Source organism: Bradyrhizobium sp. SZCCHNS1022, assembly GCF_032484835.1.
Lineage (GTDB): Bacteria > Pseudomonadota > Alphaproteobacteria > Rhizobiales > Xanthobacteraceae > Bradyrhizobium.
The window spans coordinates 528,325-539,608 of record NZ_JAUETT010000005.1 but is presented as its reverse complement, the minus strand read 5'-3'; the positions used below and the strand labels follow the sequence as shown (position 1 = coordinate 539,608).

At 65.2% G+C, this 11,284-nt stretch carries 9 protein-coding genes; 4 read left to right on the top strand and 5 right to left on the bottom strand.

Annotated features, from left to right (window positions below; all coding sequences use genetic code 11):
* Positions 1–126 precede the first annotated feature (126 nt).
* A complete protein-coding gene (locus QX071_RS28065) occupies positions 127–759 on the top strand; it encodes a hypothetical protein (protein ID WP_315705460.1) in 633 nt (210 codons plus the stop codon).
* 139 nt (positions 760–898) lie between these two features.
* On the opposite strand, the gene QX071_RS28060 is transcribed toward QX071_RS28065, so the two are convergent.
* Positions 899–1,921 carry a methionine synthase gene (locus QX071_RS28060; protein ID WP_315705461.1) on the bottom strand — a complete coding sequence of 341 codons (1,023 nt, stop codon included), beginning with the start codon at positions 1,919–1,921 and terminating at the stop codon, positions 899–901.
* Between the two features lie 140 nt (positions 1,922–2,061).
* Here QX071_RS28060 and QX071_RS28055 point away from each other — a divergent pair, with 140 nt between their 5' ends.
* From QX071_RS28055 to QX071_RS28045, 3 genes are all read left to right on the top strand, one after another.
* Positions 2,062–2,673: a 2-hydroxychromene-2-carboxylate isomerase gene (locus QX071_RS28055; RefSeq protein WP_315704980.1), complete on the top strand. Its 612-nt coding sequence runs from the start codon at positions 2,062–2,064 to the stop codon at positions 2,671–2,673.
* On the top strand, positions 2,673–3,650 hold the full coding sequence (locus tag QX071_RS28050; RefSeq protein ID WP_315704981.1) for an NADPH:quinone oxidoreductase family protein: 978 nt from the start codon (positions 2,673–2,675) through the stop codon (positions 3,648–3,650). Before QX071_RS28055 ends, QX071_RS28050 begins: the two co-directional genes overlap by 1 nt.
* A gap of 92 nt (positions 3,651–3,742) precedes the next feature.
* Positions 3,743–5,782 carry a methyl-accepting chemotaxis protein gene (locus tag QX071_RS28045; RefSeq protein ID WP_315704982.1) on the top strand — a complete coding sequence of 680 codons (2,040 nt, stop codon included), beginning with the start codon at positions 3,743–3,745 and terminating at the stop codon, positions 5,780–5,782.
* A 180-nt stretch (positions 5,783–5,962) separates the two neighbouring features.
* Here the strand turns inward: QX071_RS28045 and QX071_RS28040 are convergent, their stop codons facing one another.
* The 4 genes from QX071_RS28040 to QX071_RS28025 all read right to left on the bottom strand — a co-directional run bounded on the left by QX071_RS28040 (position 5,963) and on the right by QX071_RS28025 (position 11,141).
* Positions 5,963–6,853: a crotonase/enoyl-CoA hydratase family protein gene (locus tag QX071_RS28040; protein ID WP_315704983.1), complete on the bottom strand. Its 891-nt coding sequence runs from the start codon at positions 6,851–6,853 to the stop codon at positions 5,963–5,965.
* 172 nt (positions 6,854–7,025) lie between these two features.
* Positions 7,026–8,444 (bottom strand): amidase, encoded by a 1,419-nt coding sequence (locus tag QX071_RS28035; protein ID WP_315704984.1) that lies wholly within the window; start codon positions 8,442–8,444, stop codon positions 7,026–7,028.
* A 6-nt stretch (positions 8,445–8,450) separates the two neighbouring features.
* On the bottom strand, positions 8,451–9,611 hold the full coding sequence (locus QX071_RS28030; protein ID WP_315704985.1) for a M20 aminoacylase family protein: 1,161 nt from the start codon (positions 9,609–9,611) through the stop codon (positions 8,451–8,453).
* Positions 9,612–9,644: 33 nt separating this feature from the next.
* Entirely contained in the window at positions 9,645–11,141 is a 1,497-nt protein-coding gene (locus QX071_RS28025; protein WP_315704986.1) for a M81 family metallopeptidase, read from the bottom strand.
* Positions 11,142–11,284 lie beyond the last annotated feature (143 nt).

Here is an 11,284-nt window from a genome sequence, read left to right as displayed (position 1 = left end):
TCACCGCAAACACCATGGTCAAAAACAACACCCGATATACCCAGCAATCGCTTGACAGCTAAGACAGTCGCCGGGCTTATCGTTTTGCGCCGCCCCGGAATGACGGCGGTGAGGAGCCAAGCCTCGATGCCGCTGCAAAACCGCGTCACCCCCACTGGCGACATCATCGCGACGCCCGAACGCGGCCTGTTCACCGGCAATCGCGGCATCATCCATGATCCCGCGACCAGGACGCTGCTGAGGAGGCGCTGGTCGAGCCCGGCCTGGCTCACCTGCCTGTGTGACTTCCGCGGCCGTCGCCGCGAGGTGATGGCCCGGCGAAGCTGGACCGAACTGTTCTTCCTCGACGAAGCCACCGCGCTCGCCGCCGGGCATCGGCCCTGCTTCTATTGCCGCCGTGAGGACGCCAACCGTTTTCGCGTGGCGTGGGAGGCGGGCAACGGAGCGAGCGGCGTGCACGCCTCGGACATTGATACCGTGCTGCATGGCGAGCGGCTGGAGCGCGGCCGGAAGCGGCTGCATCCGCTGCCGGCGCCACTGGAGCAATTGCCTGATGGCGCGATGGTGCAGGCGGGCGAAGAGAGCTTCTTGATTCTGCAGGGCAGGGCGTTGCCATGGTCGCCGGCCGGCTATGGTGATGCGCGTGCCCCGCCTGATGAAGCGATGCTGCTGACCCCGCCGTCGACCGTTCGGACCCTGCAAGCGCGCTACGAGCCTGTGCTGCATCCGAGCGCGCAGGCACAAAAGACGCGAGGGTAGCTCGGTCTGCTCTCGCCCCCTTGTGGGAGAGAGTTGGAGAGGGGGACGAGCGCAGGCGTGTGGGGCTTACCCCCTCCCTAGCCCAACGGCGGGGAGGGAACACGGTGTACCCGGCTTCGATAGCTCGGGTCCAAGCTGATTACGCCAGCCGCTGCCGCGCCAGCTTCGCGCCGCTGCCCAGCGCCATCAGCTTGGCTTCCGCGATCTCGCGCCGCATCGGCGCCATGCCGCAATTGGTGGTGGCGATGATGTTCTGCTTCGGCACGTATTTCATGACGTCTTCGATCACCTTGCAGACGTCTTCCGCGGTCTCGATCTCGTCGCTGGCGACATCGATCACGCCGGCCTGCACCACCTTGTTCTTCAACAGCCCGAGCAACTCGACCGGCACTTTCGAGTTGCGGCATTCGACCGCGACCTGCTGGATCGCGCAGGCATCGATCGCCGGAAAGGTCTCCTCATATTGCCGCCACTCGCTGCCCAGCGTTTCCTTCCAATCGGTATTGGCCTTGATGCCATAGCCGTAGCAGATGTGGACGGCGGTCGGGCAGGTTAGCCCTTCGGCCGCACGCTCCAGCGCCTTGATGCCCCAGTCGCGCACCTCGTCCATGTAGACGTTGAAGGCGGGCTCGTCGAACTGGATTAGGTCGATGCCGTCGGCATGCAGCGCCTTGGCCTCCTGGTTCAACAGCTCGGCGAAGGCGAAGGCCATCTTGACCCGGTCGCCGTAGTAATTGTCGGCGATGGTGTCGATGATGGTCATCGGTCCAGGCAGCGTGAACTTCAGCGCCCGCGTCGTATGCGTGCGCGCGATCCGCGCCTCGTCGGCATGGACGCGACCCTTCAGCGACAGCGGCGCCACGACCTGCGGCACCATCGCCTTATAGCGATCTTTCCGGATGCCCATCTCGACCTTGTGGACGAAATCGATGCCTTCCACGCGCTCGAGGAAGCCATGCACGAAATGCTGGCGCGACTGCTCTCCCTCGGTGAGGATATCGATGCCGGCATCCTCCTGCAGCTTCAGCGCCAGGATGGTCGCATCGCGCTTGGCGCGGGCAAGCTCGTCGCCCTTCGATTTCCACGGCGCCCAGAGCGCATTCGGCTCGGCCAGCCATTCCGGCTTCGGCAGGGAGCCTGCGATGGTGGATGGAAACAGCACCTTGTCATTCCCCGTCGGTTCCATGGGCGGCGTCCTCATATGCCAGCTTCGGCCGATGTTGTTGAGCGCTTCTCTGCCATGTCTTATGGTCAAGGTATAGCAATGAATACGGCCGCGAAAAGTGGCTGGCAGGAAACGCCATGATCGAATTCTTCTTCGACTGCTCCAGCCCGTGGACCTATCTCGCCTTCCACAACATCCAGCCGATCGCGGCAGAGTTCGGTGCGGAGATCGTTTGGCGGCCGATCCTGGTCGGCGGCATTTTCAATACCGTGAATCCGAGCGTCTACGCGCAACGCGAAACCCCGGTGCCGCTGAAGGCGCAATACATGCTCAAGGACCTCGGCGACTGGGCGCGCTCGGCGGGTCTCAAGATCAAGATGCCGCCGACCGTGTTTCCGGTGAACAGCGTCAAGGCGATGCGCGGCTGCATCTGGCTCGGCAACGAGGACATGGTGCCGTTCGCGCGTGCGGTGTTCGAGGCCTATTGGGGCGAGGACAAGGACATCTCGCAGGATGGCGTGCTGACGGAGATCTGCCGGCGGGTCGGGATCGATTCCGCAAAGTTCTTTGAGGGGATCAGCCAGCAGGCCGTCAAGGATCAGCTCAGGGCGAACACGGAGGAGGTGGTCAAGCGCGGAGGTTTCGGCTCGCCCACGATCTTCCTCAACCAGACCGACATGTATTTCGGCAACGACCGCCTGCCGCTGGTGCGCGAAGCGCTGGCTCGAAGCAAAGAGCGCGCAGCCTGATGTCGCGCGCCGTAGTCTGCCGCGAACTCGGGGCGCCCGAGATGTTGCGGCTGGAAAACATCGAAAGCCGCTCGCTGCAAGAGGGCGAGGTGCGGGTGAGGATCCGCGCCGCCGGGATCAATTTTCCCGACATACTGATGTGCGCCGGCGAATATCAGCTCAAGCCGGAATTGCCGTTCACACCGGGTGTAGAGGCGGCAGGTGACGTCGTCGAGGTGAGTCCGGACGTGACGGGCGCGGCGGTCGGCGACAAAGTCATCGTGCGGATGCGCTTCGGCGCCTATGCCGAGGAAGCGGCGGTCGTAGCCGGCCAGCTGACGCCGTTGCCCTCCACCTTCGACTATGCCGAAGGCGCGACATATCTTGCCGCCTACGGCACAGCCCATCACGCGCTGGTCGACCGCGGCCAACTCAAGGCTGGCGAGGTTCTCCTCGTCCATGGCGCCGGTGGCGGCGTCGGCCTTGCCGCGGTCGAGATGGGCAAGCTGTTAGGGGCGACCGTGATCGCCGCGGCGTCATCCGAGGAGAAGCTCGGGGTCGCGCGATCGCGCGGCGCCGACCATCTCGTGCTCTATTCCCGGGAGCCGTTCCGCGAGGCGGTCAAGCGGATCACGGATGGGCGTGGCGTCGATGTCGTGTTCGATCCGGTCGGCGGCGAGGTGTTCGAGCAGAGCGTGCGAAGCATTGCCTGGGGCGCGCGGCTGCTCGTCGTCGGCTTCACCGGCGGCATCGGGCTCGCCCGCACCAATTTGATCCTGATGAAGGGCGCGAGCGTACTCGGTGTGCGAGCCGGGGAGGCGACGCGCAAGGACCCGGCACTGGCAGCCGCGCGCATGCGGGCGCTGTTGGCCTGGGCGGAAGCGGGCAGGCTGCGGCCGCACGTGTCGCATCGCGTGCCGATCGAGGACTATGCGCGCGCGATGCGATTGCTTATCGAGCGCAAGGCGATCGGCCGTGTCGCGCTGATGATGGATTAGTTTGCAAGCGTCTGCCCAAAATTGCGGCGCGCAAGTCTGTGGGTTTATTTACCACTGGATTTCTAAAATGATCGGACAGGTTGAGGCCGATCATGCTCAAGACGTCGAAAATACTTCACCGGATAGCCCTCTCGGCATTGTTGCCGATCCTCACACTCGGCGCACTGGCCGCCTACGAAATCTCCACAAAGTGGTCGGTCCGTTCCGAGATGGCGCGCCTGCAGCCGGTTGCAGAAGCTGTCGGCCAGCTGAGCCGCTTCGTTCACGAGCTGCAGCGCGAGCGCGGCATGTCGTCGGCCTTCCTCAGCAGCAAGGGCCTGCAGATGGGCCCCGAGCTCGCCCGCCAACGTCAGCAGTCCAATGTGGAGCGTGCAGCCGCGGTCACTGCACTCAACGAGCTGCGTGGCGCCGAAGCCCTGGCTGCGGCCGTGCGCGACTGCGAGCAGCAACTGGCCCAGCTCGATGGCTATCGCGGTGAGATTGACGCGCAATCGGTCACGCCGCCCGTCGCGGTCGGCAATCTCACCGAGATCGTCAGCCGTCTGATCGGACTGATCAACGGCATGTCGAAATTGAGCCACGACGACGAGATTTCCAAAGCCATCATCGCCTATGGCAACCTGACCGAGGGCAAGGAGCGCGCCGGCTTGGAGCGCGCCACCGTGGCCGGCGGCCTTGCTGCGGGCCGCTTCGAACCGGCTGGCTATGCCCGTGCGATGGGGCTTGCTGCAGCTCAGGACAGCTTCTTCAGCGCGTTCAGAATGGTCGCGACCGCGAAGGCGCAGGCGGCATTCCAGGCCGCAATGGCGAGCTCGGCCATCCAAGGTTTCAGCGCGATGCGCAAGACCGTCGAACAAGGCGCGGTCAATGGTGATTTCAAGGGGCTCGACAGCAAGGTGTGGTTCGACGCGGCGACTGTGCGGATCGATCTTCTGAAAAAGGTCGAGGACGCGCTGGCGGCCGAACTGTCGGAGATGATGGCGCGCAAGGAAGCCGACGCTGATAGGAGTCTCGGTGTCGTTGCCGGATTGCTGCTGGTCGCCCTGCTGGTCAGCATCGGTGCCGTGCTTGCGATGGCACGGAGCATCACCGAGCCGGTCAACGCGCTCGCCGATGCGATGACGCGGCTCGCGAAGGGCGATCTTGCGACGGAGGTCGACGCGGTCGACCGGTGCGACGAGATCGGGCTGATGGCGCAGTCGGTGCAGTTCTTCAAGCAGAACATGATCCATACGGCCGAGCTCACCGCCAAGGATGCCGAGGCGGAACGTGCGCGCACTGCCAGAGCGCGGCAGGTCGGCGACCTCGCCGACCGGTTCAGCAACGATATCGCAGGCGTGATCGAGACGGTGATCTCGGCATCGACCCAATTGGAGTCGACCGCCGCCGTGATGGATAAGAGTGCAAGCCGGACCAGCGGCGAGGCGGCGAGAGTGGCGCAGGCGACCGAAGCCGCATCGGGCAATATGCAGACGGTGGCTGCAGCATCGGAGCAACTGTCGACTGCGGTCGCAAGGATCGGTGGCCAGGTGACGCAGTCCACCGAGATCGCGCGTGGAGCGGTGGTCGAGGGACGACGGGCGAACGAGACCGTGCAGGGCCTCTCCAGCGCGGCCGAGAAGATCGGTGATGTGGTCAGGCTGATCAGCGAGATCGCCGGTCAGACCAACCTGCTTGCGCTCAATGCCACGATCGAGGCCGCGCGGGCGGGCGATGCGGGCCGCGGTTTTGCGGTGGTTGCCGGCGAAGTGAAGAGCCTTGCCGAGCAGACCGCCAAGGCTACCGACGAGATCCGCGCGCAGATATCGGCGATGCAGGGCATCTCGACCGAGGCCGTACGGGCCATTCGAGGGATCACGACCACGATCGACGAGCTTAACACGATTGCGGTCTCGATTGCTTCAGCCGTCGAGGAGCAGGACGCCGCGACGCGCGAGATCGTTCGCAACGTGCAACATGCGGCGCAGGGCACCGGCGAGATATCGGACAATATCCTGCAGGTCACCGCTGCGGCCACCGAGTCCGGAACGGCAGCGAGCCAGGTGCTCGGCGCCTCGAAGGAGCTGTTGCGCCAATCGGAGAGCATGCGCCGACAGGTCGATGCCTTCATCAACGGCATCAAGGCGGCCTGAGCGGTCGCGGTGCTGGTTTGTGAACCGGCGCTGAAAGCAACCCGTTCGGTGTCGTCCCGGCCTTTGAGCCGGGACCCAAATCCACAGAACGCCATTTGGCGAAGAACGACGTCCGGATTGCCCCTGATAGATCACGCGGCATGGATCCCGGCTTTCGCCGGGATGACAGCGTGGGCAACTCTACTTGTACTCCCGCTCGTCCCACCACGGGAAATAGTCTGGCATGTCGCTGGAGACCTTGTTCCTGAACTGCGCCGGGCGTTTCTCCAGGAACGCCATCACGCCTTCCTTGACGTCATCGGAGCGCCCGCGTGCATAGATGCCGCGGCTGTCGACCTTGTGCGCCTCCATCGGATCGTCGGCGCCCATCATGCGCCACATCATCTGGCGGATCAGCGCGATCGAAACCGGGGCGGTCTTCTCGGCGATCTCGCGCGCCAGCGCACGAGCGGTCGGCAGCAGTTCGTCCGGCGGCACCACCTTGCTGACGAGACGCCCCGCAAGTGCCTCCTGCGCCGGGAAGACGCGGCCGGTGTAGCACCATTCCAAGGCTTGCGAGATGCCGACGATGCGCGGCAGGAACCAGCTGGACGCCGCCTCCGGCACGATGCCGCGCTGGGAGAACACGAAGCCGAAGCGCGCCGCTTCCGAGGCGATGCGGATGTCCATCGCGAGCTGCATGGTGACGCCGATGCCGACGGCAGGGCCGTTGACCGCGGCGATGACGGGCTTCAGCGACTTGAAGATGCGAAGAGTGACCTGTCCGCCGCCATCGCGGACCTGCGGATCGGAATAGTCGACGCGGCCGTCGGCATGGCGCTTGACGGGTCCGCGCCTGGCGTCGCGATCGAAGGTGTCGGCACCGGAGGACAGATCGGCGCCGGCGCAGAAGGCGCGGCCCGCGCCGGTGACGATGATCGCTCTGACCTCGTCGTCCCGGTCGGCGCGATCGAAGGCGTCGATCAGCTCCTTCTGCATCGTCGGCGTGAAGGCGTTCAGCTTCTCGGGACGGTTGAGCGTAATGGTCAGGATCTGGTCGGCGACGTCGTAGAGAATGGTCTCGTAGGCCATGGGCGTTTCCTCGCGCTTGTTTGCTTTTGTTGTCGTCGTTGTAGCTGCTCACGTCGTCATTCCGGGGCGGCGCGAAGCGACGAGCCCGGAATCCATAACCACCATTGTGAATTGGCTAGCATGGATTCCCGGCTCGTCGCTTCGCATCGCCCCGGAATGACGGCGGAAATATCTATGCCTTCGGCGGCGCCGGCCAGGGGCGCTGCTCGCCGCGCAGGCCCTCGAAGGTCTTCGCCAGGCCGAGCACGCCGAGATCGTCGAAGCGGCGGCCGACGATCTGCAGCCCGATCGGGAAGCCGTGGGCGTCATAGCCGGCGTTGATCGAGACCGCCGGGTTCTCCGACATATTCCACGGCACGGTGTAGGTGATGTGCTCGAACGGCAGCTGCGGGTCGTTGATCGGGGATGCGAACTCCGCCGGAAATTTCACGCCCGGAGAGGTCGGCGAGATCACGTAGTCGAACTCGCAGAACATCTTGGCGGCGGCGGCGCGGATCGCCATGGTGACGTTGAAGCCGCGCACGACCTCGACGCCCGAAAGCGTCGCGCCGCGCTCGGCCCATTGCAGGATATAAGGCAGCGTCTTGTTGCGGATCTCGGGCGTGAGCCGGGAGAGATCGTCCCACAGCCGCGCGCGCCAGAAATTGTCGAGCCCGTCGAGCATCTCGCGCGTGAGGAAGCCCTTGGCTTCGCCGACGACGGCGCCTGCGGATTCGAACGCCTTTGCCGCCTCGAGCACGACCGCGCGCACCGGCTGCTCCAGCGGCTGTCCGACGCCGGGCTCGAGCATCACGCCGATGCGGAGCTTGCGCGGCGATTTCTCGGCGAGCTTCCAGTTGAGGTCGCTCGGCGGCAGGCTGCTGCCGTCACGACGATCGGGCTTCGACAGCACGCTCATCATCAGCGCAGCGTCATCGACGGTGCGCGTCATCGGCCCGGCGACGCGGCCGACATAGGGCGGATCGATCGGCACGCGCCCGTGGCTCGGCTTGAGGCCGACCAGGCCGCACCACGATGCCGGCAGGCGGACCGAGCCGCCAATGTCGGTCCCGAGGTGCAACGGGCCATAACCGGCCGCGGCGGCGGCTCCAGCGCCGGCGCTCGAGCCGCCGGGATTCATCTTGAGGTCCCAGGGATTGCGGGTGAGCGGATGGAAGCTCGACAAGCCAGAGGACAGCATGCCGTAATCCGGCATCGTGGTCTTGGCGAAGATGATCGCGCCAGCTTCGCGCAAGCGTGCGACGGGCGGGGCGTCCGCCACGGCCGGCGCCAGCGTGACGCTCGCCGAGCCGAGCGGGATCGGCTGGCCCTTGGTGGCCATGTTGTCCTTCACCGTCGTTGGTACGCCGTCGAGCGCACCGATCGGCTCGTCCTGCGCCCAGCGCGCCGTGGAGGCCGATGCGGCGGCGCGCGCCGCATCGGGATCAAACAGATAGAGCGCCTTGATGTGCGGCTCCCAAGCCGCAGCACGTGCCAGCACCTCCTCCATCACCTCCGATGGCGAGAACTGGCGCGCGCGATAGCCGGCGATCAGATCGACCGCGGAAAGGTCGTGCAGCGAGGTAATCTCGTCCGAGACCGGTTTATGCATGGGCGCTCACACTGGGAGGCGGGTTTCGATGATACGGGCGAACATGCTGGCGCCGACCGGCAGGATCTTGTCGTCCAGCACGTAACCGGGATTGTGCACCGGGACCGAGCCGTCATGGCCAACCCAGAAATAGGCGCCCGGAATCTTCTGCAGCATGTCGGCGAAGTCCTCGCTGCCCATCTTCGGGGTCGAGCGGGTCACGACCTTGGACGGCTCGACCACGCTACGTGCGACCTCTTCGACCACCTTGGACTGTTCTTCCTGGTTCACCAGCACGCTGAACGTATCGCGGATATCGACGTCGATCTCGCAATGGAAGGCGGCCGCCACGCCGGCGCAGAGCGCGCGCATGCGCTCGCGGATCAGGGCGCGGACGGAATCGGAGAAGGCGCGCACGGTGCCGCACAGCCAGGCATCGCCCGGAATGACGTTGTAGGCGGAGCCGGCATGGATCTGCGTGATCGAGACCACGGCGGCCTGCAACGGATCGACATTGCGGCTGACGATGGTCTGGATCGACTGCGCCACGGTGGTTGCAATGACGACCGCGTCCTTGGAGCGCTCGGGCATCGCGCCATGGGCGCCATAGCCGGAGATGCGGATATCGAAGAAATCGGCGCCGGCCATCGCGGGCCCCGGCAGGATGGCGATCTCGCCGTGGTTCAGATCGGGCGCGTTGTGCAGACCGTAGAGCTCGTCGCAGGGAAACTTCTCGAACAGCCCGTCCTTGATCATCGCCCGCGCGCCGCCGAGGCCTTCCTCGGCGGGCTGGAAGATGAAATGCACGGTGCCGTCGAAATTCCGGGTCTCGGCCAGATAGCGCGCAGTGCCGAGCAGCATGGTGGTGTGGCCATCATGGCCGCAGCCATGGAAGCGGCCCGGAATGGTCGAGCGCCAGGGCAGGTTGGTGTTCTCTTCCATGGGCAGCGCGTCCATGTCGGCGCGCAGACCGATCGTCTTGCCATTGGCGCCCTTGCCCTTGAGCACGCCGACCAGGCCGGTACCACCGAGGCCGCGATGCACTTCGATGCCCCATTGCGCAAGCTTCTCGGCGACGATGCCGGATGTGCGCGTCTCCTCGAAGCCGATCTCCGGATGAGCGTGCAGGTCGCGGCGGATCGCGGTGAGCTCGTCGGCGTAGCCTTCAATGCGGTCGATCAGGGGCATGGATATCTTTGTCCGTTGCGAGATGATGAGATGTTAAGGCGCGAACGTCGGGCCGTTCGGTTTGAGGCGGATGCCCGGACGCAGCCGCGTCCAGGGCAGGGTGGCGGGATCGGCCGCCATCGGGCCGGGCGCGGCGCAGATCAACAGCTTCTCCGCGATCGGCTCGAAGTCGGCGCGGAAATGCACCGAGCTCTTGTTGATCAGGATGGCCTGCTCGGTTGGCTCGATCCCGACGAAGCGGTACATCGCCTGATCGGCGAGCTGCGCCTTGTGCGAGCAGACCACGACACTGATGTCACCGATGCGCAAGGCGGCCGAAGGGCCCATGTCCATCTTGCGGCCGCCATAGAACGGACCCGGCGCCACGAAGCGGCCGTCCGACAGTTTCTCGACGATGAAGCTCTCCGTAAAGGGCGCGTCGCCGGGAATCCCGGACTTGCCGCCAAGGGAGAGCGTGACGGTGGCGCCTTCGCCGGCGGCGTGCGCTGCGAGCGCCGATTGCGGATCGTAGATCATTCCGATCGCGGCGCGCTGCGCGCGGTTACGCACCAGTGCACGCAGCATGCCCGTGGTGTCGGAATCGCCACCGGCGCCGGGATTGTCCTGGGTGTCGGCGATGACGATCGGTTTCGACGCATTCCTGGCAAGCTCCATCGCGTGGCGCACGCCCTCGTCCGGCGAATAGATCCTGCCGTCGAAATCGTCCTCATGACTTGCGACGAGGCTTGCGATCGCATCGGCCGCGGCATCGGCATCGGCTTGGGTCCGGCCATAGGCGAAGACGCTCGGCCCGCAATGAATGAAGTCGGCGGCCGGAAAGCCCGGCGCGAAGGATAGCGTCGGCACGGTCTCGCTCTGGTAGCGTGCGAGCGTCTCGTAGATGCCCTTGGCGGGATGATCGTTGGTGCATTGCCAACTGATCGGAATCAGGAAAGGCAATTGCCGGAATGATTTGGCGAGGCGCTGCTTCGAGTCCAGCAGCAGCGCGAGATGATGCGCCGAGGCGCGGCCGGTGTCGGCCATATCAGTATGCGGATATTTCCGATAGGCGATCAGCGCATCGGCATGCGCGATCATCTCAGGCGTGACATTGGCGTGCAGGTCGAGGCTTGCGACCAGAGGCACGCTCGGGCCGATCACCTTGCGCACGCGCGCCAAAATCTCGCCTTCGCCGTCGTCGAAATGTTCGGTGACCATCGCGCCATGCAGGTCGAGATATACGCCATCGATGGCGCCGGCGGCCTTGATGCGATCGACCATGACGCCAACGATGCGCTCGAACGCATCCTCCGTGACATGAGCCGATGGGCTTGCATGACAGGCGATGGTCGGCACCACGTCCCACCCGCGCGACGTCGCGACATCGATAAATCCGGACTGGCCCGCATTGATGCCGCGCATGATCTTCATCACGTTGGCGGCGTCTGCGATCGTGGCGCCGCCTTCGTGCATGAAGTCGTCATAGGTCGCCTTGGTCGGCGCGAAGGTGTTGGTCTCGTGCAGGAAGCCGCCGATGGCGATGCGGGTCATTCGGGTCATCTCAAGCCGTTGACGTGATCGGCGACGTTAGACCGCTCCTCGCGCGGGGCGCAAGCGAGGGAGCGATGCCGATTTGCATGCATCGGGCGCGCCTCACGCGTGTTGGCTGGCCCACCTGCTTCTACGGCGTCATT

Coding starts and splice junctions, on each gene's coding strand:
- QX071_RS28035 (WP_315704984.1), bottom strand. CDS start 8,444: ATGCATAAACCGGTCTCGGACGAGATTACCTCGCTGCACGACCTTTCC.
- QX071_RS28040 (WP_315704983.1), bottom strand. CDS start 6,853: ATGGCCTACGAGACCATTCTCTACGACGTCGCCGACCAGATCCTGACC.
- QX071_RS28050 (WP_315704981.1), top strand. CDS start 2,673: ATGTCGCGCGCCGTAGTCTGCCGCGAACTCGGGGCGCCCGAGATGTTG.
- QX071_RS28045 (WP_315704982.1), top strand. CDS start 3,743: ATGCTCAAGACGTCGAAAATACTTCACCGGATAGCCCTCTCGGCATTG.
- QX071_RS28030 (WP_315704985.1), bottom strand. CDS start 9,611: ATGCCCCTGATCGACCGCATTGAAGGCTACGCCGACGAGCTCACCGCG.
- QX071_RS28025 (WP_315704986.1), bottom strand. CDS start 11,141: ATGACCCGCATCGCCATCGGCGGCTTCCTGCACGAGACCAACACCTTC.
- QX071_RS28055 (WP_315704980.1), top strand. CDS start 2,062: ATGATCGAATTCTTCTTCGACTGCTCCAGCCCGTGGACCTATCTCGCC.
- QX071_RS28065 (WP_315705460.1), top strand. CDS start 127: ATGCCGCTGCAAAACCGCGTCACCCCCACTGGCGACATCATCGCGACG.